Below are 25,600 nucleotides of genomic sequence, written 5' to 3'. Positions count from 1 at the left end.
ATGAAAACAGTTACTTTGATAAAACTTGTATGTAGATATATCTAAAATATGTTTACATGGAGGAAAGTATATGCTATTATGATCTTGTCCTTAGGCAGACATCATAGGACATCACAAAATAAAAAGGAGATTGTTAAAATGAATGTTAACGAAATTTTAGTAGAGATTTTAGAGAAGAAAAAAGAAAATGGTGGAATTAAAAATGTTGTATGGATTGCAGCGGGTGGATCTAATGGTGGGTTTTATCCAGCACAATATTTTATGGATAGAGAATCAACAACCATTCGATCACAAATGTTTTCCAGTAATGAATTTGTTTATGCTCCGCCAAAGTTTTGTGGTCAGGATACATTAGCAGTACTATGTTCAATGAGAGGAACTCCTGAAACAATAGAGGCTGCTAGAGTGGCAAAAGAACTTGGTGCTACAACAATTGGATTATATGTTGAACCATCTGGATTGACAGAAACATGTGAATATAACATCCAATATGAGAGTATTGCGATTGATTCAAGTAAAACAGAGAGGGTCAATTCCAGTTTCGGTTTACAGATTGCTATCACATTATTGCATTTATTGGAAAATTATGAAGGATACGATGATGCGATGGAAGGCTTTGAAATAGTAGATACTATTTATAGAGATGCTGTGGAATATACAACTCCACTGGCAAAAGCTTGGGCGGAACAAAACAAAAACGAACAAAGTATTCACGTTATGGCGAGCGGTCCAGCAATGGGATCTGCATATATATTCTCTATATGCAATCTAATGGAAATGGTGCAAAAGGATTCCCCTACTGTAAATAGCTGTGAATTTTTTCATGGGCCGTTTGAAACTATTGATAAAAACACTTCGGTATTTTTATTAGCCTCTGAGGGCAGAGTGCGTTCTGCAGATGAAAGAGTAATTAAGTTTTTAAAGAGATATGGTGGAGAAAAAGTATATGTCCTTGATGCTAAAGAATTAGGAATTAATAGAATAAAGGACTCGGTTTCTGAATATTTCAACCATATTTTATTTTCCCCTATTTTAAATAATGTATATCTAAGACAACTATCTTATGCTACTAAAAATGATTATATGACCCGTAGATATATGTGGAAAGTTGAATATTAAGATAGTTTTCTAGAAAACTATTATTGAATAAATCAGTATGTCAGCTTGAGAAGGAGGTAATCTATTTGAGGAGATTTTTATTAGCCTCGCACGCCAATTTTGCAGAAGGAATTTACGGTTCATTGAGGTTAATCATGGGTGATCAGCCCAATGTAGAGTTTCTTTGTGCATATATGACAGAAGATTTTGACTTGAACAAAGAAATATCTTTCATTCTAGAAAACTTAAAACCAGAAGATGAATTAATTGTTGTAACCGATCTCTTAGGGGGGAGTGTTAACAATGAATTTATGAATTATGTTAATAGAATGGATAAGAAAGTCTTCGTAGTATCAGGACTTAATTTAGGATTATTAATTACCCTATTATCAAGACAATTTGAAGAAAAGGATACAGGACAAATTATTGTTGAATCAATAGATGAATCCAAGGAATCTATTTGTTTATGCAATAAAATCCTAGAAGATTCTCAAAATATAGATGATGAGTTTTAGAAATGAGGGAAGGTTATGATTTTATTAACGAGAGTGGATCATCGTTTATTACATGGACAAGTTGCTGTTTCTTGGACATCAATGCTCGGTGCAGATTGCATTTTAATTGCCAATGATGAACTAATGAAAAATGACCTAAAAAAAACAACAATGAAGTTAGCTAAACCGGCTAATGTTAAATTAGTCATAAAAAATATCGAGGATTCGATTAAAGCAATTCAAAGCGGAGCAACCGATAAATATAAATTATTTATTGTTGTTGAATCTATTGCAGATGCTGCTAAGTTATCGGAAGCCATTCCAGAAATAAAGCAAATTAATTTAGGTGGAATAAAGGCAAAAGAAGGATCAAGAAATGTTTCGAAAGCAATTAATGTTCTACCAGAGGAAGAACAATTACTGAAAGAAATGTTGATGCGAAATGTGGAAATTGAGATAAGACAAATTCCTAATGATAAGAAAATTTTGGCCAAAAATGTACTGTAATGCATATAAAAAAGGGTGTTCCTACCCTTTTTTATATGCAAGCATTTTGTTTCCTGAGTGTTTTTTATAAGAATTAATAAGGAGGGATAAATGGTGTTAGAGGTTATATTAATATTTCTCATTGCATGTTTTGGATATAGTGATTATTTTACAGGAAAAACATTACAAACACGACCGATCGTTTTAGGACCTCTTGTAGGATTGGCTTTAGGGAATTTAGAAGCTGGATGTATAATTGGTGCCACTCTGGAGCTAGCGTTTATGGGGGCCGTTGGTGTTGGAGCAGCACTTCCTCCTGAAGTCGTTTCGGGGAGTGTTCTCGGTACTGCTTTTGCCATTATTGGGGATAAAGATGCCGGGATGGCAGTCGCATTAGGTTTGCCGATCGCTATGCTTGTTATGATGCTCCGCAACTTTCTTTTTATCGCTATTGTTCCATTATTTGCAAATAAGGCAGATAAGTATGCGGCTGCAGGAGATCTTAAAGGGGTAAGCAGAATGCACTGGTATGGTGGTATATTTGGAATGTATCTTCCTTTAGCAATTTTGACCACGCTTTCATTCTATTTAGGATCGAATGTAATGGAAAATGTTTTAAATATGATTCCAACCTTTATTCAAGATGGACTATCTATTTCGGCGGGAATTCTGCCTGCGCTTGGTTTCGCCATTCTGCTTCGGATGATTTTGAATAAAAAAATTGTTCCGTTTTTATTCATAGGTCTTATCCTAACAGCTTATCTCAATTTGCCTGTTCTTGCTGTAGCTATATTAGCTGTTTGTATTGTTTTCATTATGTCTCAAACGAGTGAAAAACAGATGGCTGTCGGAAATAATGAAATGGAGGTAGAGGATGATGACTTCTAATAGGAGCAAAGTTTCTAATAAAGGACTTGGTGAAAAGACAGGGCTGGAAACTACGACAATTACTAAAAGTGACTTAAGGAAAGTCTTTTGGAGATCTTTGCCTTTTGAAATTTCCTGGAACTATGTAAGACAAGGCCATATGGGATTTGCCTCCTCCATGATACCTATAATTGAAAAATTATATAAAAATAACAAAGAAGAGAAAGCAAAGGCATTACAAAGGCATATGGAATTTTTTAATATTACAGTTTATTTTTCAACGTTAGTATTAGGTATTATAACAGCAATGGAAGAAAAAAGAGCAAGGGATCCCAAAAACTTTGATATCGATTCGATCAATAATGTCAAAGTAAGTTTGATGGGTCCATTGTCAGGAATAGGAGATTCAATTTTCTTAGGAACACTTCGCATTATTGCAGCTGGAATTGGAGCATCACTAGCCTTAAATGGAAGTCTTTTAGGTGCCATTCTTTTTTTACTGATATACAATATCCCAGCACTTGGAATGAGATATTTTGGAATGATGAAAGGTTATGAACTAGGAGCAGGTTTATTAGATAAAATTCAAAAGTCCGGTTTAATGGAGAGAATTACAAATTCCACAGCGATATTAGGTTTAATGACAATAGGGTCAATGATTGCGACAATGGTTGTTGTAAAAGTACCCCTGAAATTTGGTACTGGTGATGCAGTGACGAAAGTACAAGATATCTTAGATGGAATCATGCCTAGTCTCTTACCCATTGGTGTTACCTTCTTAATTTACTGGTTGCTTGGTAAAAAAATAAAGACAACTTGGCTGTTAATGGGAATTATCATTGTTTCAATTATCTTTGCATGGTTAGGCATCCTTGCTCCATAAACAGTTTTTATCTTCAAATTAAAAATGGCAGGTGATTAGACCTGCCATTTTTTCTATAGCATTTTTTGAAGAAAATAAAAAACCTATCATATTGATATGATAGGTCAGACTGTAGACAAACAGAGATTTGATTACTTCTTCATCTTTTTTATAACGGAACATCAAGGATTGTTAAAACTTGCGGCTATACATAAAGATACACACAAAAATACATTAAGGCACTCCCTGCTAATACGAATAGGTGCCAAATAGCATGGAAATAGGGAATCTTTTGCATAACGTAGAAGATGCTTCCAATAGTATATAAAAGGCCGCCCCCTACGAGAAGCATAAAGCCAGTGGTGCCGATGGCATGATATAACGGGACGATTGCCATCACAATCAGCCAGCCCATAATAACATACAAGATGGTTGAAGTAACAATATATTTTTTTACATAATAACATTTAAAGACAATACCAATAATGGCTAATGCCCATACGATTCCAAATAGTGTCCAGCCTAACCCGCCACGGATAGCAACTAAAACAAAAGGAGTATAGGTACCTGCGATTAAAAGATAGATTGAAGAATGATCGAGGATCTCGAAAAAATCTTTCACTTTTTCATGGGTAATGCTATGCAAAAGGGTGGAGCATAAATATAGGATAATCATAGTTGCTCCAAAAATAGAAAAACTGACGATTCTCCAGGGATTATCTGTTTCAACTGCATTAATGATCAGCATCACTAGCGCCGGTATACTTAACAGAAAGCCAATCCCATGGGTAATACTATTTGCAATCTCTTCTTTTAATGAGAAATCTTTAATCGAAAAATTCATAACTTTATTCACTCCTTATCCCTTAATTGTAATGGATTTCTTTCATAAAAACAAACAATTGCCGAATATGCCGTAGTCAATAATTTTACGCAATCAAAAATGTTTAAAAAAAAAGAAAATTTAAAATTTTGTTAGTGATAAAAGAATAATTCATGGTATAATGTACAAATTAAAATTGTTAGAAATGAGGGTGTGGAAATGGAACAAAATGTAATGAAAAAATGGGTGCAATTAGAGGATATTATTATTGCATACCAAGGTATTAAAGACATAGTAGCCCATACTCCCTTACAAAAAAATTATCGGTTATCCGAAAAATATGATTGCAACATTTATTTAAAAAGGGAAGATTTACAGCATGTGCGTTCCTTTAAACTAAGGGGTGCTTTTTATTCCATGAAGATGCTGGAAAAAGAGAAAATGAAAAATGGAGTAGTTTGTGCAAGTGCAGGAAATCATGCGCAAGGTGTAGCCTACTCTTGTCGTTATTTAAATGTGCATGGGAAAATATTCATGCCTGCAACAACACCAAAGCAAAAGGTTACACAAGTTAAAATGTTTGGCAAAGAAAATGTAGAAATTGTTTTAACAGGTGATACGTTCGATGATTCATATGTAGAAGCAGTTGCCTGTGCAGAAGCGGAAGAAAGAGCATTTATCCATCCATTTAATGATGAAAATGTTATTGCCGGACAAGGCACAATGGCAATAGAAATGATGAATGATATTGACGTCCCGATTGATTTTGTGTTTGCAAGTATCGGAGGCGGTGGTTTAATGGCAGGGTTAAGTACATACATGAAAAGCGTTTCTCCAGCAACGAAAATGATTGGTGTAGAACCAGCTGGTGCCCCTTCGATGAAGGAAGCCTTGATTAGAAATAAAGTAGTAACATTGAACAAAATTGATAAATTCGTAGATGGAGCAGCAGTCAAAAGTGTTGGACAAAAGAATTTTGAAATTTGCAGAGATTATGTAGATGATATCGTATTAGTACCTGAAGGCAAAGTATGTACCTCTATTTTGTCTTTATATAATGAGCATGCCATTGTCGCCGAACCGGCTGGAGCTCTCCCAGTTGCTGCTCTAGACTTGTATAAGGAAAAAATAAAAGGCAAAAATGTTGTGGTTGTCATTAGCGGTGGTAATAATGACATTGATCGCATGCAGGATATTAAAGAACGCTCTTTATTATATGAAGGATTATTATATCACTTTATTGTTAATTTTCCGCAAAGGGCTGGTGCTCTAAGAGAGTTTTTAGATGATGTTTTGGGACCTGATGACGATATTGTCCGATTTGAATATGTTAAAAAGAATAATAAGGAAAGTGGACCTGCACTTGTCGGTTTAGAACTGAAAAATAGGGATGATTACAGAGAATTAATTGAAAGAATGGATAAAAAGGGATTTCCGTATACGGAAGTGAATAGAGATTCTAACTTATTCCATTTACTAGTATAATATCTATTTAATAGGACCATGCGTGGTTATTATGCGCATGGTTTTTTGATCATGTATCATTATTATTGTTTATAAAGTCTTTGTAGTCAGTTAATTCGCCATGGATTGTGATTCAATTCACAGGTTACGAAATGCTTAATTTGTGGTATAGTGGGTAATATATGCTCAATAAAATAAAATACACAGTAGCATAGGAAAATAATAAAAATAAATGTATAATAAAGTAAGCGCTTAATTGAAAAATGAAATGATTAATAGGAAGTGTGAAATGAGAAAAATCAAAATTGTAACAGATTCAACGGTAGATTTATCGCAAGAAATTTTAGAAAAATATGAAATTGAGGTAGTATCTTTATCTATTTATATTGATAATAAATCATACTTGGATCGAGTAGATATATCACCTGCGGAATTTATTGATAAGATGATAGAAGCAGATGAGTTACCTAAAACCTCTCAGCCATCTGTTGGCACTTTTGTGGAAAAATATGATGAACTTGCAGACGAAGGATATGATATTATATCTATTCATATGACGGGTGGAATGAGTGGGACAGTAGAATCAGCTAAAAGTGCCAGCCAATTAACAAAGGGAACGGTCTTTGTTGTAGACTCGGAATTTATTTCTAAAGGTTTATCTTTTCAAGTATTAGAAGCAGCAGAAATGGTGAAAAATGGGCATAATGCAGCTGAAATTTTGCAAAGATTAAATCATGTAAAAAAACATACGAAACTTTTTGTTGTAGTAGATACATTAGAGAATTTAATGAAGGGCGGAAGAATTGGAAAAGGGAAAGCTTTTCTCGGCTCTTTATTAAATATAAAACCCATTGCAACTCTAGAGGAAGGTGTATATACACCTGTGGCAAAAGTACGAAGTCGTTCACAAGCAGTGAAGTTTTTAGCTAGTGCCTTTACGGAAGACAGCATCGGAAAAAAAATCAAAGGGGTAGGGATTACACACGCAGGAAGCCTAGATGTTGCGCTTAAATTAAAAGAGGCAATAGAAAAGGCTACTGGTTTTAATAGAGTTGATATTGACTATACAACTCCTATCATTTCCACACATACCGGACCAGGAGCAATCGGGTTTAGTTATTATATGGAATAATCCTTCTTTTATTGTTTGTAGGATTCAGTAAAAGGCAGATTGCTGCTCCATAAAATAGAATGTAGTGTTTATTACACCTTTTTTAACAACAATTTAAAAAGAATAAAAGCCAAGCGGTCATACGAAATTTCCTGTGATTGTTTGGCTTTTTTCTGTCCAATTACTTGTATCTGATCTGCTTATATTTTTTGAGGGTAAAAGTAGACTTCTTTTATTCGTTAGGAGAAAGACCTATCATGACCCTTCATTTTTAAAATTAGTGAATTAAATAAAAAATGGGGTAATTAAAGGGATTTTAAGCGAAATTGTCGAATCAACATATAAATTAAGATTACGTACATAAATAAATAACGATATATAATTCAATTGTAATTAGAAGAAGTAATTCAAATATCGTATGTCTCTTGTAGACTAAGGAATATAAGAAATAGGTGGCCAGTATGATAAAAAAATTTTATACTATTCCGTTTGTGAATAAATATCAAGTTATTTCTTTTTTTCTGCCTTTTTTTCTTCTCATGCTTTTTGTAACATTCGTTTTTTATTGCCAGTATAAAGAGTGGAAGACAAATTTTGAAAAGGATGGGGAAGAAATCCTAACTCTATTAAGTAATAATGCTTCCTTGCAAATGCGGGAAGCGAAAAGGACTGATTCAAAGCAGCTACTACAAAATATGATCAACTCTTCAGATTTTAATAAAAATAATTCCGAAATAAAGAAACTCATGTATATATCGGTGTTAGCAGAAAATGAGAAGCAAAATCATATAGCTGTCATCTCTCAACAAAATCAAAAAATAGGAATTCATTATGTTGATACTATAGCAGATAAAATAATGCCAACATATAAGAGAACAATTACCATGCATGAAATTCAGCACAGTAACATATACAAACTTAATAAAGACCATTATATGAGCTCTTTCATTCCTATTAATGATAAAAAAGGACAATTGATGGGCGTTGTCGGGATGGAAAGGAAGCTCAATGACCAGTTTTATTTTCTGAAAGAACTCGCACTTCAAACGATATTCTTCCTTTTAATTAGTTTTATCTTCCTTTTTATTTATATAAGAAAATGGTTAAATAAAATCCTTCACCCTATTAACAAAATGATGGTAGGTTTGAATGAAATAAGTGGTGGGAATTTTGATGTTAAGATGGATATAAATGATAACAAAGAATTACAAGGGCTGATGAAAAATTATAATGAAGTTGTTGATAATCTTGCGTCTCTTTTTTATCGTTTAACCAATACTGCTAAAGAGCTTGGAACAATATCAAAGGATTTTCAACTCACTACAATGGAAGAAGCACTTAGGCAAATGGATAATATTGTAGATTTTTTGAAAATTAATAAAGAATTACAAAAAGCGGAGAAAATGAATGCAGTTGGTCAGCTTGCTGCATCCGTTGCTCATGAAATAAGAAATCCGATGACTGTCGTCAAAGGCTTTTTGCAAATTTTTTATGCAAAAGAACATATGAGTGAAGAAGAAAGAACATATATTAAATTAATGATTGAGGAAATGAATCGCGCAGAAACAATTATTAATGATTATTTGTCTTTAGCAAAGCCTGATGTGGAACAATCACAAAAGGTTAATGGAAGAGACTTGGCAAACAAAGTTATTGACTTAATGCACTCTTATGCAATGATGAGTAAAGGTATCCACTTTAAAAAGAATATTCAACAAGTATACATAGAAGCTAATAATAATGAATTAAAGCAAGTACTTATAAATATTTTAAAAAATGCAATTGAGGCAATGAAAAATGGAGGAACCATAACCATTAACCTTTATCCAGCAAAGGAATATGGGGTATTTGAAATAGAGGATACTGGAATTGGAATGACAGAAGAAGAGATAAACCGATTAGGTACTGCGTTTTATTCGTTAAAAGAAAAGGGTACTGGGATGGGTTTAATGGTTTGTTATCAGATGGTTGAGCAGATGAAAGGGTATATTGAAGTACAAAGTGAAAAAGGTAGGGGCACGTTATTTAGAATTTTCATCCCTCTCTATCTTAGTGAGTAAAAAAGTAATTCTTCTTATATATAGATGGAATATAGAGTTTCATAAAAGAAAAAAGTTTTTAATGGGAGAATTTTTTTCGCAGTGATTAGGATGCATATTGGGAGCTTATTGGAAAAAAATAAGTGCATAAATTCATTTCGAATTCTCTTCAATATGCTATACTATAAAAAATGAAGGTAGGTGAAAAGATGAAAAAACCATTTACCTTTCTTGTTTTATTATTTTCTCTTTTAATGCTTGTTTCCTGCTCCAATCAGACACTCTATAATACAGAAAAAGATATGGTAGTTATGAATAAAAAGGATATACCAGTCAGCTTTTTACCAAAAGATTTATCAATAGTATCTGTTGGAGATTCTCTTACACAAGGTGTTGGTGACAGCACTGGAAAAGGGGGATATGTTCCATATCTGCAAACTTTACTTGAAGAAACCAAAGGAGTAAATAAGGCGGATTTTTTGAATTATGGGGTAAGAGGCAACAGGTCTGATCAGTTATTAAAAAGAATTAAAACAGAGGAAGTTAGTGAGTCAATTAAAAAAGCAGACGGTGTTATTATTACGATTGGCGGAAATGATATTATGAAAGTCGTCCGGAATAATATTACCAATTTGCAAATGGATTCATTTTTGGCACAATTAAGCGAGTATGAAGAAAATCTCAATAATGTTTTGGCTAGTATACGAGAATACAATCCTAAAGCTGTCGTAATATTAGTTGGGGTCTATAACCCATTTATCAAGATGTTTTCTGATATCAAAGAAATGAATCAAATTGTGGCCGATTGGAATAGCACGAGTGAAGGGGTATTAGCAAAATATAAGCATACATATTTCGTTAGTATCGAGAATATTTTTGAAAATCCAACGTCAGATTTACTGTATGAAGATTATTTTCATCCTAATGACAAGGGGTATCAGCTTATTGCTGAAGCCATCTACGAAAAGATGTTAACAGCACCACTAGCTGATATACTAGAGAATTTGCAGACGGAGAATTGAGGAGAAAAGGTTGTTTAAGAATAAGTGGAAACTAGCATTTTTAACATTAGCAGGTGCTCTTGTACTGGGAATCATATATATAGCGATAATGATATTTAAACCAGTGGAGAAGACACCGATAATAAAGCAGCAAGGAGAAGAAGTTCCATTTGCTGTTACGACAAATCGAGAGGATTTGACGAAGTTAATTAATCATTTTCTAGAAAAAGAAGGGCTTAATGGTCCGATTCATTATGAAATAAATATAGCGGATCAAGTAGAGCTATATGGAACGATGCCAATTTTTCATACAGATATTCAAATGAAATTAACATTTGAACCAATAGCATTAGAAAATGGGGATTTATTATTAAAACAGAAAGAAATAAGTATTGGTCATCTGCCGTTACCCGTATCTTATGTAATGAATTTTATTGAAAATCAATATAATTTTCCAGATTGGGTTGATATTCAGCCAAATGAAGAAGAAATATATGTTCATTTAACTAAGATGGACTTGAAAAACGGAATGTTAGTAGAGGCGAAAACATTTGATTTAGAGAAAAATATCATTCAATTTAATTTATTGCTGCCAACTGAATAAGTAATATTTGTAAGGCTATTTCTAAAAAATCTCCTGTCCAAGATGATAAATGATTATTGGTGGGAGATTTAAGAATAGCCTTTTTATGTTAACAGGAGAAAATTAATAATTCACAAGTTTTTTCATCGGTTCCTTCGACAAGAAATCCACTATATGTTTTATCGGCTTCTAATTGGAGAGCAGGAAATTTCTTTAGTACTTCCTTTGTTTCTGCATTTCTTGCCTCTAAATAGACAGTCATTGGAAACAACCCTAAATAGGAACTTGCACCTTTATAAGGTATAGATGGAAATACGATATCTCCTTTTTGAACGGCGATATCAATGGTTGGCAGGTTTTCTGCCAGTTGAATGATCCGTAGTTTTGTTTCGTTTGCTGGTACAATTGGAAATTCAGGAAATAACTGTATTGTTAGGTTTCTTTCATTGCCGGCAAAAGCAAAAGTATGATATACATTACTATCTATCTTCAATATTTGACTAGATAATGGATCAATCTGCTTCCCAGTTTCATATATATCCAGTTGATATTTTCCAGTAGGTAATGTTAATTCATTACTCATCGTTTTAAACGATACTTCTTTTAACAGACATTTACCATTCATGTAAATATCAACAGTTGGCAAGTTATTAGTAGCTTGTAAGAATCTGACTTTTCCATACTCATTTTGCCTCTGGATATCCGAAACAATAGCAGACTTACTTTCCTTCTTTAAAGCATGGTTTAAGCTTTGAAGATGCTTATGATAATAATATACATGTAATTCAGGATTCGTATATTTATAGTAATCACTTAATACGTTATACATTCCGGCTTCCTGTATGGAGTGAAAATGATCTCTTGTCATCGAACTTCCTCCTCGTGTTCATATTTATCCTATTTTTCATTATGATTTAAAAGTAAACGCAGTCTGACAGATATAGAAAAGAGTCTTTTGAAAATAGAATATGCTAAAGATTAGGGAGAGTGCCTAATAAAATAGGCTTTACAATTTATTTGAATATTTATATAATAAAATTAATAAATGAAAGGGGCTGATGTTTTATGAGCAAAATTACATTTTTTAAATCAATTATTCATATAGCATACAGCCCAAACGGTTACCTCAATAGATGAGATTTGTCATGAATAGATAGATGATACATTCTTATGTAGGGACTTCTAAATGTTTGTAGGGAAAACATGGGCTGTATGCACCATGTTTTTTTATTTTACAAATATTTGGAGGTCAATACATGGAATTAACCCAGATTGGTTTGAACGAAAATATTAAAGAAGCATTTGAGATGGTTGCAAAGGAAAATCAAATAATCGGCAGAATTTCTTTAGAACACAAAAGAATGTATCGAGTATGGACCGAATATGGTGAGCTGTTATGTGAAGTTTCCGGAAAATTAGCATACGTAGCAAAATCAAGAGAAGAATTACCTGCAGTAGGCGATTGGGTAATTGTTTCGCCGAGAATTCCTGAAGAAAAAGGAACCATTACAAACATATTGCCTCGAGTAAGCAAATTTTCTAGAAAAATAGCAGGTAATAGTACCGAAGAACAAATAGTAGCAGCCAATGTTGATACTATTTTCTTAGTTAATTCATTGAATGAAGATTTAAATATAAGAAGAATAGAGCGCTATTTAACTTTAACATGGGAAAGTGGAGCAAGTCCGGTCGTTGTTTTAACGAAAGCAGATTTAGCAGATGATATTAATGAAAAAGTTACTTTAGTAGAATCAGTAGCTTTTGGCGTTCCTATTATAGCAGTGAGTATTGTGAATAATATTGGATTAGAAACGTTGAAAACATTCCTTTCTCCTGGAAAGACAGTCGCTTTATTAGGTTCATCCGGTGTCGGGAAATCTACTTTGACAAATTATCTATGTGGATTCAAAAAACAGGAAGTCCAAGGAATTAGAGAGACAGATGCAAAGGGTCGGCATACGACAACAAACCGAGAGATGGTCTTGTTGCCGAATAGGGCAGTATTAATTGATACTCCTGGAATGAGGGAATTGCAATTATGGAATAGTGAGGAAGGTATTGCTAATAGTTTTTCTGAAATAGAAGCGTTTGCAGCGTATTGTAAATTTCGAGATTGCCAGCATGAAAAGGAAATAGGCTGCGCAGTAAAGCTTGCTATTGAAAATGGGAAAATCGAAGAAGAACGATTACGCAGCTACAAAAAGCTGTTAAGGGAACTAGCTTTTCTTGAAAGACGACAAGATAAAAAAGCGCAATCAGATCAAAAGAAAATATGGAAAAAAAGGAATAACCAATTTAAGATAAAGTAATTATTACTTGATTACTTTTTTATTGTAAATCCCTTGGTCTTATGAATCAGGGGATTTACGTTCCTTTTAGAGACTTAATTTTTGCATATTTCTCTTATAAACATTAAGCTAATAGTGTGAAATCATGATGATGTGGGAATATAAGTGAGAGAAAGTTATTCAAGGGGGTATATAAGTGGATGAAAATGTAAAAGTAGCAACATTTGCAGGAGGATGTTTCTGGTGTATGGTTAAGCCTTTTGATCAGGAGCCAGGTATTATCAAAGTAGTTTCTGGGTATACAGGGGGACATAAAGAGAATCCAACCTACAAAGAAGTTTGTTCAGAAACGACGGGACATTATGAAGCAGTCCAAATTACATATGATCCACATGTTTTTTCGTATGAAAAATTGCTTAGTATTTATTGGCAGCAAATTGATCCAACTGATGCAGGCGGTCAATTCTATGATCGCGGGCAATCCTATCAAACAGCAATCTTTTACCATAGTGAGGATCAAAAGCAAGCAGCTGAAAAATCTAAACAACAATTAGAAGCAAGTGGGAGATTTAGTAAACCGATTGTGACTAAAATTCTTCCAGCATCAACTTTTTATCCTGCTGAGGATTATCATCAGGATTATTACAGAAAGAATCCTGAACATTATAATCGTTATCATATTGGTTCAGGACGTGCAGCATATATTGACGAGAATTGGAGCGATCAGTAATGGAAAAAGACAAACTAAAAGAAAAATTAACGCCCATACAATATGAAGTTACTCAAAACAATGGAACCGAACCACCATTCCGTAATGAATATTGGGATGAATTCGGTGATGGGATTTATGTAGATATTGTTTCAGGAAAACCATTATTCAGTTCACTTGATAAATATGATGCTGGCTGTGGGTGGCCAAGTTTTACAAAACCAATTGATGAAGAAGAATTAACAGAAAAGAAAGACACAAGTCATGGAATGATACGTACCGAAGTGAGAAGTAAAGAAGCTGATTCTCATCTAGGCCATGTATTTAATGATGGTCCGCAACCTACAGGCTTACGCTACTGCATGAATTCAGCAGCAATGAAATTTATTCCAAAAGAGGAATTGGAAGAAAAAGGATATGGTAAATATTTAAGTTTATTTAGATAATAAAAGAAAAGGGGATGGGACAAAACAAAATATATATTGGATAAAGACGAACAATCTCTAATTCAATGGTGAAACCAATTCGTTCCATCACACTACAGACACACGATGCGCCGGGGAGCAACCTAAGTCTCCTCGGCTAAAGCCTGTTGGGTCTTAGGCTTTGCTCTGCTTCCCGCAGGAGTCGAGTATCCTTCGTTCCATTTCACTCCTTTTTTAAAGCTTATTTAGTTTTTAAGCAAACTAAAATTAGTAGGAAAAAACAGAGCAGACTGAATACACGTAGACTCCTATGGGAGCTGCGAGAAAGTCCAAGACCCCGCAGGAACGAGGAGGCTTGGCGCTCGCCCCATGGAAAGCGAAGTGTATTCAGTCTGCGGGTGATTACCACAAACCTTTTTTCTTAAAATAAATAAAAACCCCCAAACAATTATACGAATATTTTCTAATATGTACGCATAATTGTTCGGGGTTATATCGGGTTGAAATACTTATGTCTCACCCTCAATAAAAGAAAAGGGGATACCTATCAAGGCATCCCCTTTTCTTCAAGGAAGTAATTTTTTGCTAATTAGTGATAATAGAAGATACTTGGATCAAATGTTGATCGGTTATATTATATCTTGATTTATGTGCAGAAATTTGAAAAGTAACTTTATGGTCCGTATCTTTTAGGCCGCTCGTGACATAAAGTGATCTTTCTTTTTTAAATGGCCACCATGTGGAAATAGTAGTTACATAGTTATTGTCTATAAAAACATCCATCATTCCGCCTTTTTCGCTTCTGATTACGTTTACCCCTAAAAAAGGACCAGTAAAATGATATTCAATATTAGCGCCAATCTTACTGGATGTATAATAACCATCTTTCTTTCGAAAAGAAGGATCGATTGATTCAATAGGATAACTGGTTTTCATCTCCAAACTAGATACCTCATTAACAGGTATAGTAGAAGTTAGTACTGTTTTTTTGTCGTGAATTGCTTTTTGCAGCGTATCAACGATTTCTTGAGCATATAGATAATACCCATAGTCATTTGGATGTACAAGATCATTTGTTAATCGCTCAGGCGATAATCTAGATTCTCGAAAAGGAAGTCTCATATCAATATTTGTTGCATAAAAATTTTTAGATAATTTTTTTATAACGTTCACAAAATCCTCATTATCCAGACTGCTTTCTGTGATTGTTATTAATTCTGCATCCGGATAACGGTACACAACCTCTTCTAATAAAGATTGATAAAAAAAATAAAATTGCTTATCATCCATATATTTTCGATCATTTTCTCCAAATACAATAAATACTAAATCAATATTATTAGATAAACTATTTTTCAATTTATATAATCCCTCAAATGCAGTGGCTCCGCTTTGAACTACTAACTGTTTCTTAAATGAGCCTCCATATTTTTTTGTTAAGCTCCTTTCCACAAGGTGAAACCATTTTCGATGGTTGTTGCTTGCGCCTGAACTCCTGCCAATACTATCGCCAACAATTAAATAGTTCACTTGTTTTCCATCAATAATTTTATCGTAGACATTTCTTTTCGGTTGTTCAGAATGAACCAATACATATGTCATGCTGATTATGACAATAAAAATGAGAGAGTAAATAAAATATTTCAAACCCTTTTTCATTTTGCTTTTTTATTACCCTCCTTATTAATTAACGAATATCAACTCTGTTCATTAAATTACCCTCCAGAAGTACAAGGTAACCAGTAATTTTATTGTATTTAGAAAGATTAGTAATTTAGGCGCTCCTGCTAATTGCTATAGAATGAGTTTAAATTCAGCTAAATCACTTGCACCATTATTTTCAATTATGTATAGTATACGTTATATCTATCGATCAAGGAAGGTGAGATCATGACTAAATCCTTTTATCATTTTCTTATGAAGTTTAGACATCCCGAACCAAATGATCAAATTAGCGAATTTGCGAATGAAGCTTATCTTGATCATGATTTCCCCAAAAATAGTTTTGATTATGATGAAATAAGCGATTATCTAGAATTAAATGGTCATTATCTTCCAAGCATGCGTATATTTGATGAGGCATGGGAGAAATATTTATTTCAAGAAGAAAAGAAGAATTATAGCTATTGATAACATCCAACGATAATTTGTTTGGATGTTTTTTTATTCTCATATTGTGGCCAACCTAAAAGGTTAATTATTCCTTAAAATATTAAGAAAAAAGGAAGAGCTGCAGCCCGTACTTAAACATTGGAAAGTATTCTTCCTATTAACATATATACATATAATGAATAAACCGTTTAAGAAATGTTGGATAAATAACACAATTCAGAAGACAAAGAATTTTTATGCGCGAATAGTGATTTATTGCATATGATAGTAGTACCAAATAAGTGAAAGTATAGACGAAAAAGGATGGAAATTACATGGTAACTGAAGATAGGATTATATTCCTTTAATATCCCCCATCTTCATAGATCAAATATTCTACTCAAGAGTGTGGGGGAAAACCGCATAAATAGGCAATGCCACACAATCTTGTTTAGAGAGGATTTGTTATTATGGCGAATCGAAAAAAACCTAAATTCAAAATTGGTGATACTGTTGTGATCACGATATACGGAACAGTAGGAAAAATCACGGACGTAAAATATTTGGATCATATGCATGTATATGAAGTAAATAAAAGTGAAGGTTTATATTTGGAATCCAGTTTGCAAATGCTTTCTGAGTATGATGGTGAAATTATGGATTCAGAGAAAATTGATATTGAGTATCGTTTCTTTATTGGTGATTTAGTAAAAGTGAAAGGATATGGATCCAATCTTTTTAAAATAATGGGTTTTCGAACAGAAATTTGGAGATATAAAAACGATGCATGGGAAGATGTAATTTATGAGCTTTCTAGAGTAAGTGATGGAGAATGGCTAGAAGCAGGGGAAGATGAATTAACCTTGGTAGCAGATGCAGATAGCGCGGATTCATTTATACAAAAATTAGGACTACTCTATATATTGGATAAAAAACAAAAATCCATTGAGTTAAAAAAGTCAAATAGCTCTTTCCAGCAGACAGAAAAAGAATTATTAGAAAGAAGTAAGGAGAAGAAAGAGCTCATTGACGGATTGCTAGATATCTATAATGATTACAGTATTTTATATTCTTTATTCAAAGATATCGAATATGAACAGGTTATGAAGTTAACTCTTCGAAAACTCAAGTTGGTCAGCAGTAGATCTGATAAAGACAATGAAACGAAAATCTAGAATAATAGATAGATAAACATCGGTATGCTGCTAATGACTAGAAGGGCAAAAAGCTTTTGTAAAAGGGAATGAAAGATAGTGAGGATTTCACTGTTTTCTTCATTTAAATCTATTTTTATTTCTTCGAATAGGTATTGGATTTTATTCATTTTTCGATGCCTCCCTTTTTTATTTAAACTATATGTGGACCTGCTGCTGAACATGTCTACTTTTCCAATTAATTTTCTATAGACTAAAGATAATATTTCTTGAAAAAAAGACTGTTTTGTCAGATAATTTTATTGTGAAAGCATTTTTTTCTTAATGTCACATATATTCTTTAAAAAAGGGGGCGATAAGCATGAAAGAAATCGACGTAATTATTGATACTGAGGAAATAGCAGAGTTTTTCTTTCGTGAGCTATTAAAAAGGGGATTCGTTCCTAGTGAAGGTGAAATTGAAGAATTGGCTGACATTACATTCGAATATTTATTAGACAAATGCATTATTGACGAAGAAATTGATGAATAAAGATAATAAAAATGGTGAGGAAATCTCACCATTTTTTTATACATAATTTTATAATACTCTGAAAGCTTGAAATGTCATATTATCGTTTGCGACCGGTTGCAGAGTATTCTTTTCCATGCGCTTCCTGTTCAGCAATAATAGCCTCTTTTGGTATATGATTATTTTTCTTTGGAGAATTAATCCTATTTCGATGTTTTTTGCCCATTATAATCCCCCTCCTGAAAGAATACTTTATTTTCCTATAAAATAGGATGAAAATAGTTTTGCCTCACTTAGTGTAGGAAAACTAATTTTAGTATAACCTTATGAAAAATTGTTATGCTAAAATTAAATATGTTTTACAGCATATTAGAATATGATATAGTACAAATAGTGAAGTTTTCATAAGCATGTAATATTTGGATAGAAACAATGAAATGAGTGTCAATTGGAGGAAATAAAAATGAGTGTACATATTGGTGCAAAAGAACAGGAAATTGCAGAAACAGTCTTACTTCCAGGGGATCCTTTAAGAGCAAAATATATTGCTGAAAATTTCTTAGAAGATGCAGTGTGCTATAATGAAGTTCGTAATATGTTTGGCTATACAGGGACATATAAAGGAAAAAGAATTAGCGTACAAGGTACAGGGATGGGTGTTCCATCTATTTCTATCTATATTAATGAATTAATTAGCAGCTACAATGTCCAAAACCTAATTCGTGTTGGTACATGTGGCGCTATCCAAAAAGATGTAAAAGTAAGAGACGTCATTCTTGCAATGAGTGCTTCAACCGATTCTCAAATGAATCGCTTAACATTTGGGGGAGTAGATTACGCGCCAACTGCAGACTTTGATTTGCTTAAGAAAGCGTATGATAGTGGATTGGACAAAGGACTCTCTTTAAAGGTAGGAAATGTCTTTACCGCAGATATGTTTTATAACGACAATTCCGAGCTGGAAAAATGGGCGAAATATCAAATCTTAGCAATAGAAATGGAGACAGCTGCACTTTACACGATAGCTGCTAAATTTAATCGCAAAGCACTTTCTGTTTTAACGGTAAGTGATCATATCTTAACTGGTGAAGAAACAACAGCACATGAAAGACAAACCACATTTAATGAAATGATTGAAGTGGCATTAGAAGCAGCAATAAAATAATTAATAATAGAAAAAGGTATGCTTTTTGCATACCTTTATAAAATCCAGTAGTTAGAAAATTTAATGATATGTAAGGTGACATAAATGAAGAAATCAGTAGCCATCTCTTCTTTAGCATTAGCGATTGCAATGTTAACGGGGTGTGAAAAAGTAGATTTAAAATCAATACAAGATAAAGTTTCTTTTTGGGATAAAAATGAAAAGGAGCAAGAAGTGGAACAACCAGTTAACAAAGAAGATCAGGTCAAGGATGAGGAACAACAAGCTCCAGAGAAAGTATCAGAAGAAGAAAAAAACCCTTGGACACTAGAGTCTGTTTTTTTTAATGACATAAAAGAAGTAGATGGTAGAAAGGTCATTCAAAACCCGACAAATATTGTTTCGCTCGTCAATAAAGAATTTGGCTTACCAGATGGATATGCTCCAGAGGATTTAGTGAGACCTAAAGTTGAATTTTCATTCGGTAATCAAGATATTGAAAAAAGTTATATGAGAAAAGAAGCGGCAAAGGCATTGGAGGACATGTTTAACGGTGCGAAGAAAAGTGGCATTACACTTTATGCAGTTTCTGGATATCGTTCTTATAATCGTCAAACCGAGGTTTATGATGCAGAGGTTAGCCGGGTAGGAGAAGAGAAAGCAGTACAAGCCGTTGCATACCCTGGAAATAGCGAGCATCAAACAGGGCTTGCTATGGATATATCAAGTGAGAGTGCCGACTTCTTATTAACAGAGGGATTCGGTGAAACAAAAGAGGGAAAATGGTTAAAGGAAAATGCTCATTTATATGGATTTATTCTTCGTTATCCAAAAGGGAAGGAGAAAATCACGCAATATAAATTTGAACCGTGGCATTTCCGATATGTAGGTAAAAAATCTGCAAAAGATATTTATGAAAATGACTGGACTTTAGAAGAATATTTTAAGGTTGTACGAAAAATATAAGCTAGGGTGCAGAAAAGGAATATCTCATTAATCATTCCTTTTCTATTCCCTATTAATAGAATAAGTTTCCTTACATTTGATTAAGTAAAAATAAACATGGTATTCTATTTCCATACATAGTGTAAAACTCTCTTGGAAACGAAAGTGGTGAAGCATTTGGATAATGGTAACAATAATACAGAAAAAGAAATAGAGCAAGAAAGTGAGCAAGGGTATATAAAAATTAAGAAGTTTTATTTTGTCATGCTTTTATTTGTAGTAGTTATTGCCGCTGCTGGGATTACAACAATTGCCTTTTCTTTTGGTGATGAACCTGCAGTTAAGGTAAATAATCAGAGGGAAGAATTCAATAAACTTTATACAGCGTATGATACATTAATGGATAACTATTACAAAGATTTAAATTCAGTGGATTTAGTGAATGGTGCTATTGACGGTATGTTTACAGCACTTGATGACCCTTATTCTGATTATATGAATGAAGAAGAGGCTGGAAACTTTCAACAAAGTATTTCCTCCTCCTTTGAAGGCATTGGAGCAGAAATTCAGCAGTTAAATGATAGCATTGTAGTAGTATCGCCAATAAAAGGATCACCAGCTGAAAAGGCAGGCATAAAACCGAATGATAAAATTCTGACAGTAGACGGTAAGTCATTACAAGGAATGAGTTCTTCAGAAGCTGTTCTTTTAATTCGCGGTGAAAAGGGAACAAATGTTGAATTAGAAATAGAACGTTCTGGTGCAAGTGAACCGTTAAAAATGACGATTACAAGAGATACGATCCCGATTGAGACTGTTTATGGAGAAATGGGTAAAGACAAAATTGCCAAAATCCAAATAACTAGCTTCTCGGAGCATACAGCAACGGAATTAGTTGATATCTTAAATAAATATCAAGAAGATGGTATGAAAGGCATAGTTCTTGATTTACGTCATAATCCAGGTGGGTTACTAGAAGAAGTCAAGAAAATTGCTGGTCTATTTGTTCCAGATGGGGAAATTATTTATCAAATCGAACATAAAGATGGAACCGTAGAAAAAGTTACTTCGCAAAATAGCAGCAATATGGACATTCCACTTGTTGTGTTAATTGATGGTGGAAGTGCAAGTGCCTCAGAAATATTAGCTGGTGCTGTTAATCAATCTGCCAATGTTCCGCTTGTTGGCGTTAAGTCGTTTGGAAAAGGAACTGTTCAACAAGCAAAAAGTTTCACAGATGGAAGTAATATTAAATTTACGGTCGATAAGTGGTTGACACCAAACGGTAGCTGGATTCATGAAAAAGGGATTGAGCCAACCTATAAAGTAGAACTTCCAAGTTATGCAAGCCTAACAATGATTAATCCAGAAAGCAAATTGAAAAAAGGCAGTAATTCAGAAGAAGTTAAAACGGCGCAAGAAATGTTGAAAGCATTAGGATATGATGTAGACAATACAAATGGCTATTTTGATGATAGTACGGAAAAGACTGTAAAAGAATTTCAAAAGAAAGAAAAATTAAAAGAAGATGGAATTATTACTGGAAAAACAACAACAGAATTAATGAATAAACTCCGGGAAAAACTTCAAAAATCAGATACACAAATGAAAAAAGCAATAGAAGTATTAAAAGATGAAATGAAAAAATAAGACTTTCATGAAAAAGGGTGACAGACAATTGTCATCCTCTTTTTCTTAGGTTGCTTTTAAAAGTAAGCCATTGTATGACAAGTAGTGAAAGTATGCATGATCCTTTTCGCAAAAATTAATATAAATAAAGGAAGATATAAGATGAAACAAACAGATATATACGTCCTTTCTGGATTTTTAGGCAGTGGAAAAACAACATTATTAAAAGAAATATTAAAAAAGGAACAAGAGCTTGGTAGAAAAGTGGCTGTCTTAATGAATGAATTAGGCAGGATTTCCATAGACTCCAACGAAATAGATGGTGATATTCCATTAAAAGAGTTACTTGGTGGGTGTGTATGCTGCACAATCCAAGATGAAGTGGAAGCGCAAATACAAACTTTATTAGTGGAAGAAAAACCAGATGTTATTTATTTTGAAACAACAGGGGCTGCACATCCTGTTGAAACGATAGATGGGATTCTTTCTCCTCTTTTTGCCAATCGTCTACGGTTTAAAGGAATCATAACAGTTATAGATGGAAGACAGTGGCTTGAGCGATCAGCGTTAAATGCACCAATTCAACAACTTATTCTTGAGCAAGCAAGGCACGCAAGTATATTAATTATTAATAAAGAAGATCAGTTAACTGAAGCTGAAAAAGCCAAAATTAGTTTTGAGCTTCAATCGATTAATCCACATGCTTTTAGTGTGCTGACTAATTTTTCTAAATTTCCTTTTGAAAAATTACTCCAAATGGCAAGTCATGTCTATAAGGATATCGAAAAAACCTCCATCCATAGCTTGCATTTAAGTACATTTGTGTATACATTTCAAAAGAGCATTGGAGCAGACCAATTTGAAGATTTCTTAAGAGCGTTGCCTGATACGATTTATCGCATAAAGGGATATGTTCAATTTCACCAAGCAAAACATCCAGACTTATTTCAGTATTCATACGGCATGCCTTTATTTATGAGAGAAGACATGAAAATGCCATTGAATATGGTATTCATTGGAGAAAATGTTGATTGGAAGAAGATAGAGGCAGCGTTGGATCAATTATAAATGGTATGACATTTTAACAAATGAAGGTAAATTAGAGTATAGAGAAGAAAATAGGGCAAACTTTCAATAGTAAAAATCCTATTGAAGGTGGTTTATTGTGAACAAAAAAAATTTCCTGTTACTTTTTCTTTGTTATATTCTTATAATTCCTGTACCCCTAGTGAAGGGAGCCGAAGAAAATATTTATTCTCCGATTAGTTTTGATATTCAATTATTATCATGGAACGTGATTAATGAGAGGATTCCAAAATATAGCAAGTTTACGATTTTAGATATTGAAACAGGTAATCAGTTTAAGGTACAACGGAGAGCAGGCAGCCAACATGCAGATGTACAGCCATTAACTGTAAAAGATACAAAGATAATGAAAGAAATTTATGAAGGGAAATGGAGTTGGAGAAGAAGAGCGATTCTCATTATGGTAAATGATCAATGGTTCGCAGCATCTATGCATGGCATGCCCCATGGAGCAGGTGCCTTAGCAAACAACTTTCCTGGACATTTTTGTGTGCATTTTTTAGGAAGCACAACACATAAAACAGAGAAGATGGATTTTTCTCATAAATTAATGGTCTATAAAGCAGCAGGTCAATTAAGACAGTACTTAGAACAAATGAATCCAAACGATGCAGTCAAAGCCTTTATCGCAGGGATAAAAGAAAAGGATGCAACCATTTTATCATACATTACAACGAAGCAAGATTGGTCTTCAGAACTTGCTTTGATAGAGAATATTAAGATAAATCGTTTAAATGAAGTTAAGCCAAAGGTTTATGAGCAAGCACTACAAGTTACTCTTGCCATTGAGTGTAATGTATATATGAAAAATGCCAGAACAAGAAATATGAAAAAAGACCTAGTATTAGTTCGGACTTCACCATTAGAAGGATGGAAGGTGAAGGTTGAAGATTCATCCATTTGAATAGTTCCTATAAAAGAAAATCCCAGCACTTTTAAATCTTGTAGTGCTGGGGTTTTTTTACTAGTTTAAATAATAAACTGAGTAAATTTATTTCTTATCCTTTCATTTCTCCAAATTTAATAAAGGTTTTTTCATCTTCAACCAAACCACAAGCAGCGCATTGAACTCGATAATCTGGACCAGAATATCCCATATGGAAAGGGGATAAATTCTCAGATGAATATTCCTCTAAAACCTGACCAGTTTGCGGATCGACCTTAACGGATTGAGGAACTTGCTGAATAATATTAAAGCGACTGCGATTTGTTTTGCAATTGGGGCAGCAATACGGTTTGTTCATATCATTACTCCATTCTTTATAAGGTATATTAATCCATATTAGGTTTCCAAATTTACCGTTTTTTATGCATATAGAAGAAATGAGAATGAATTATGAGTGTTTGTAACAAACACTAAATTTTTGTAAACTGTTTGTCTTTAATGTTATTTAAAGGCAGTCCCAAAAAGTCTGTCAAGTATGTAATTTACTCTAAAATATAGTTATACTTTAAAAAAATAGAAAAAAAGGTTTTTTTATCCATATCCTCTTTCGAGAAATAAAGAGAAAAAATTAGTTGATATAGCTATTAACCTATTATATATTCCTTTTTTACCCATGAGAAATGCTTCCTATTTCCTTCTATTGGTTTTAATATCCAGAAATATGACAAAAAAACGTATGGTAAGATGTTGTTGTAAGTCGAAACAACAAAATCTATGACTATTTCGATTTGGACAACCAAGGAGGAAATAAACAATGAAAAAGAAGAATTTAATTTTTTCAGTGGCAGCAGCTTCAACGTTATTGATGGCTACTCCACTCGCAAATAAAGCGGAAGCTTCAACTGTTCAACCACAGGAAGCCAAAACAATCTATCAAGCACACAATCTTTCAGAAGAACAGCTAAATAAAATTTTTCATAATATAGCTTCTAATTATCATATAGATATAGATAAAGTTTTGAATGAATTAATAGGATCAATGGATAAACAACAAGCATATTATCCTATTACTAAACAAAAGGATACGCAAAAAGAAGTACAAAAAGAAACAGTGAAACCAAAAGAAACAGCAAAACCAAAAGAAACACAGAAAGAAACAGCAAAACCAAAAGAAACTAATAATGTACAACAGCAATCAAATTCAAAACCTAATACAACAACACAACAAAATACTACTTCTGAATCTACAAAAAATAATTCAGCTAATGCAAGTTCTTCCGTCAGCGCATTTGAAAAGCAAGTAGTAGATTTAACGAATAAAGAAAGAGCGAAGAATGGCTTGCCAGCACTTACTTTAGATAATGAATTAAGTAAAGTTGCAAAAGCAAAGTCACAAGATATGAGTGCAAATAATTATTTTGATCATACAAGCCCAACATACGGAAGCCCATTTGATATGATGAAACAATTTGGTGTAACGTATAAAGCAGCAGGAGAAAATATTGCCAAAGGTCAAAGAACCCCAGAAGAAGTAGTAAATGCATGGATGAATAGTGAAGGGCATCGTGCGAATATTTTAAGCAATAAATTTACCCATATTGGTGTTGGCTATGTAGAAAATGGTAATTACTGGACTCAACAATTTATTGGTAAATAAGCATATCTTTTCTGCAAGTTTATAAATACAGCTTCGTTTTAATTGATGACGTGGCTGTATTTTTTTGTATTTCAAACATCTTTTTATCTGAAAAATGGAAATTCAAGAAAGGAGAGCTATTTTTAAACAAAATAGTGGTATTTTTGAGTAGAAATTTATATAATGATTTTTCCTGAATATCTACTTTTATATAAAGCAAACTAAAGAATAGGGCATCAGGTGATAAATTTATTGTATAGGAGAAATT

28 protein-coding genes are annotated in these 25,600 nt (G+C 33.3%); 22 read left to right on the top strand and 6 right to left on the bottom strand.

Annotation, left to right across the window (positions count from 1 at the left end):
• The first annotated feature begins 138 nt into the window (after nt 1–138).
• The 5 genes from NST77_RS10145 (at nt 139) to NST77_RS10125 (ending at nt 3,828) form a co-directional block, all read left to right on the top strand.
• On the top strand, nt 139–1,119 hold the full coding sequence (locus NST77_RS10145) for an SIS domain-containing protein (protein WP_123257812.1): 981 nt from the start codon (nt 139–141) through the stop codon (nt 1,117–1,119).
• Between the two features lie 65 nt (nt 1,120–1,184).
• Nucleotides 1,185–1,613 (top strand): PTS sugar transporter subunit IIA, encoded by a 429-nt coding sequence (locus tag NST77_RS10140; RefSeq protein ID WP_123257811.1) that lies wholly within the window; start codon nt 1,185–1,187, stop codon nt 1,611–1,613.
• A 15-nt stretch (nt 1,614–1,628) separates the two neighbouring features.
• Nucleotides 1,629–2,099: a PTS sugar transporter subunit IIB gene (locus tag NST77_RS10135; RefSeq protein ID WP_095332029.1), complete on the top strand. Its 471-nt coding sequence runs from the start codon at nt 1,629–1,631 to the stop codon at nt 2,097–2,099.
• A gap of 93 nt (nt 2,100–2,192) precedes the next feature.
• Nucleotides 2,193–2,966, top strand: a complete 774-nt coding sequence (locus tag NST77_RS10130) for a PTS mannose/fructose/sorbose/N-acetylgalactosamine transporter subunit IIC (RefSeq protein WP_095332049.1) — start codon at nt 2,193–2,195, stop codon at nt 2,964–2,966.
• Nucleotides 2,956–3,828: a PTS system mannose/fructose/sorbose family transporter subunit IID gene (locus NST77_RS10125; protein ID WP_172859188.1), complete on the top strand. Its 873-nt coding sequence runs from the start codon at nt 2,956–2,958 to the stop codon at nt 3,826–3,828. The genes NST77_RS10130 and NST77_RS10125 overlap by 11 nt, the downstream gene beginning before the upstream one ends.
• Nucleotides 3,829–4,012: 184 nt before the next feature.
• Here the strand turns inward: NST77_RS10125 and trhA are convergent, their stop codons facing one another.
• Complete coding sequence (gene trhA / locus NST77_RS10120) at nt 4,013–4,651, bottom strand: PAQR family membrane homeostasis protein TrhA (RefSeq protein WP_047940453.1); 639 nt, start codon at nt 4,649–4,651, stop codon at nt 4,013–4,015.
• A 198-nt stretch (nt 4,652–4,849) separates the two neighbouring features.
• Between trhA and ilvA the strand changes: the two genes are divergently transcribed.
• The 5 genes from ilvA (at nt 4,850) to NST77_RS10095 (ending at nt 10,849) form a co-directional block, all read left to right on the top strand.
• On the top strand, nt 4,850–6,115 hold the full coding sequence (gene ilvA, locus NST77_RS10115; RefSeq protein WP_095332031.1) for a threonine ammonia-lyase IlvA: 1,266 nt from the start codon (nt 4,850–4,852) through the stop codon (nt 6,113–6,115).
• A 268-nt stretch (nt 6,116–6,383) separates the two neighbouring features.
• On the top strand, nt 6,384–7,226 hold the full coding sequence (locus NST77_RS10110) for a DegV family protein (RefSeq protein ID WP_095332033.1): 843 nt from the start codon (nt 6,384–6,386) through the stop codon (nt 7,224–7,226).
• A gap of 440 nt (nt 7,227–7,666) precedes the next feature.
• Nucleotides 7,667–9,265 (top strand): sensor histidine kinase, encoded by a 1,599-nt coding sequence (locus tag NST77_RS10105; RefSeq protein ID WP_095332035.1) that lies wholly within the window; start codon nt 7,667–7,669, stop codon nt 9,263–9,265.
• A gap of 188 nt (nt 9,266–9,453) precedes the next feature.
• On the top strand, nt 9,454–10,266 hold the full coding sequence (locus NST77_RS10100) for an SGNH/GDSL hydrolase family protein (protein WP_095332037.1): 813 nt from the start codon (nt 9,454–9,456) through the stop codon (nt 10,264–10,266).
• Nucleotides 10,267–10,276: 10 nt separating this feature from the next.
• Complete coding sequence (locus NST77_RS10095; RefSeq protein ID WP_095332039.1) at nt 10,277–10,849, top strand: YpmS family protein; 573 nt, start codon at nt 10,277–10,279, stop codon at nt 10,847–10,849.
• A gap of 88 nt (nt 10,850–10,937) precedes the next feature.
• Here the strand turns inward: NST77_RS10095 and NST77_RS10090 are convergent, their stop codons facing one another.
• Nucleotides 10,938–11,696, bottom strand: a complete 759-nt coding sequence (locus NST77_RS10090) for a DUF4397 domain-containing protein (RefSeq protein ID WP_095332041.1) — start codon at nt 11,694–11,696, stop codon at nt 10,938–10,940.
• A 388-nt stretch (nt 11,697–12,084) separates the two neighbouring features.
• Between NST77_RS10090 and rsgA the strand changes: the two genes are divergently transcribed.
• From rsgA to msrB, 3 genes are all read left to right on the top strand, one after another.
• A complete protein-coding gene (gene rsgA, locus NST77_RS10085) occupies nt 12,085–13,137 on the top strand; it encodes a ribosome small subunit-dependent GTPase A (RefSeq protein WP_095332043.1) in 1,053 nt (350 codons plus the stop codon).
• A 175-nt stretch (nt 13,138–13,312) separates the two neighbouring features.
• Entirely contained in the window at nt 13,313–13,846 is a 534-nt protein-coding gene (gene msrA, locus NST77_RS10080; RefSeq protein WP_095332045.1) for a peptide-methionine (S)-S-oxide reductase MsrA, read from the top strand.
• Nucleotides 13,846–14,271, top strand: a complete 426-nt coding sequence (gene msrB / locus NST77_RS10075; protein ID WP_047940460.1) for a peptide-methionine (R)-S-oxide reductase MsrB — start codon at nt 13,846–13,848, stop codon at nt 14,269–14,271. Before msrA ends, msrB begins: the two co-directional genes overlap by 1 nt.
• A gap of 564 nt (nt 14,272–14,835) precedes the next feature.
• Here the strand turns inward: msrB and NST77_RS10070 are convergent.
• A complete protein-coding gene (locus NST77_RS10070; RefSeq protein ID WP_095332053.1) occupies nt 14,836–15,909 on the bottom strand; it encodes an SGNH/GDSL hydrolase family protein in 1,074 nt (357 codons plus the stop codon).
• Nucleotides 15,910–16,140: 231 nt separating this feature from the next.
• Between NST77_RS10070 and NST77_RS10065 the strand changes: the two genes are divergently transcribed.
• Nucleotides 16,141–16,380 (top strand): YozE family protein, encoded by a 240-nt coding sequence (locus NST77_RS10065; protein ID WP_047940462.1) that lies wholly within the window; start codon nt 16,141–16,143, stop codon nt 16,378–16,380.
• Nucleotides 16,381–16,811: 431 nt separating this feature from the next.
• Entirely contained in the window at nt 16,812–17,516 is a 705-nt protein-coding gene (locus tag NST77_RS10060; RefSeq protein ID WP_095332055.1) for a hypothetical protein, read from the top strand.
• Here NST77_RS10060 and NST77_RS10055 read toward each other — a convergent pair.
• Entirely contained in the window at nt 17,513–17,665 is a 153-nt protein-coding gene (locus NST77_RS10055) for a hypothetical protein (protein WP_163186240.1), read from the bottom strand. The two genes, NST77_RS10060 and NST77_RS10055, sit on opposite strands and share 4 nt — an antisense overlap.
• A 191-nt stretch (nt 17,666–17,856) precedes the next feature.
• Between NST77_RS10055 and NST77_RS10050 the strand changes: the two genes are divergently transcribed.
• Nucleotides 17,857–18,027 carry a YozD family protein gene (locus NST77_RS10050; protein ID WP_095332057.1) on the top strand — a complete coding sequence of 57 codons (171 nt, stop codon included), beginning with the start codon at nt 17,857–17,859 and terminating at the stop codon, nt 18,025–18,027.
• A 79-nt stretch (nt 18,028–18,106) separates the two neighbouring features.
• Here the strand turns inward: NST77_RS10050 and NST77_RS10045 are convergent, their stop codons facing one another.
• A complete protein-coding gene (locus tag NST77_RS10045; protein ID WP_095259060.1) occupies nt 18,107–18,232 on the bottom strand; it encodes a hypothetical protein in 126 nt (41 codons plus the stop codon).
• A 237-nt stretch (nt 18,233–18,469) separates the two neighbouring features.
• Here NST77_RS10045 and deoD point away from each other — a divergent pair, with 237 nt between their 5' ends.
• The 5 genes from deoD to NST77_RS10020 all read left to right on the top strand — a co-directional run bounded on the left by deoD (nt 18,470) and on the right by NST77_RS10020 (nt 23,714).
• On the top strand, nt 18,470–19,171 hold the full coding sequence (gene deoD / locus NST77_RS10040; protein ID WP_047940464.1) for a purine-nucleoside phosphorylase: 702 nt from the start codon (nt 18,470–18,472) through the stop codon (nt 19,169–19,171).
• An 84-nt stretch (nt 19,172–19,255) separates the two neighbouring features.
• A complete protein-coding gene (locus NST77_RS10035) occupies nt 19,256–20,116 on the top strand; it encodes a M15 family metallopeptidase (RefSeq protein WP_249878375.1) in 861 nt (286 codons plus the stop codon).
• 156 nt (nt 20,117–20,272) lie between these two features.
• Nucleotides 20,273–21,745 carry a lmo1851 family serine protease gene (locus NST77_RS10030; protein ID WP_442757172.1) on the top strand — a complete coding sequence of 491 codons (1,473 nt, stop codon included), beginning with the start codon at nt 20,273–20,275 and terminating at the stop codon, nt 21,743–21,745.
• A gap of 141 nt (nt 21,746–21,886) precedes the next feature.
• Nucleotides 21,887–22,792: a CobW family GTP-binding protein gene (locus NST77_RS10025; RefSeq protein WP_095332059.1), complete on the top strand. Its 906-nt coding sequence runs from the start codon at nt 21,887–21,889 to the stop codon at nt 22,790–22,792.
• Nucleotides 22,793–22,889: 97 nt separating this feature from the next.
• Nucleotides 22,890–23,714, top strand: coding sequence for a hypothetical protein (locus tag NST77_RS10020; protein ID WP_172860012.1), 825 nt, complete (start codon nt 22,890–22,892; stop codon nt 23,712–23,714).
• A gap of 94 nt (nt 23,715–23,808) precedes the next feature.
• On the opposite strand, the gene NST77_RS10015 is transcribed toward NST77_RS10020, so the two are convergent.
• The gene (locus NST77_RS10015) at nt 23,809–24,054 is read right to left on the bottom strand and encodes a DNA alkylation repair protein (RefSeq protein ID WP_095332061.1); all 246 of its coding nucleotides are present in this window, start codon (nt 24,052–24,054) and stop codon (nt 23,809–23,811) included.
• Nucleotides 24,055–24,510: 456 nt separating this feature from the next.
• On the opposite strand from NST77_RS10015, the gene NST77_RS10010 reads away from it, so the two are divergent.
• A complete protein-coding gene (locus tag NST77_RS10010; RefSeq protein ID WP_171509677.1) occupies nt 24,511–25,353 on the top strand; it encodes a CAP domain-containing protein in 843 nt (280 codons plus the stop codon).
• The last annotated feature ends 247 nt before the right edge of the window (nt 25,354–25,600 follow it).

This window comes from Niallia sp. FSL W8-0177 (genome assembly GCF_038006285.1).
In the GTDB taxonomy this organism is placed as follows: Bacteria; Bacillota; Bacilli; order Bacillales; family Cytobacillaceae; genus Niallia; species Niallia circulans_A.
The sequence above is the reverse complement of the archived record's forward strand: the minus strand, read 5'-3'. Positions and strand labels throughout refer to the sequence as shown.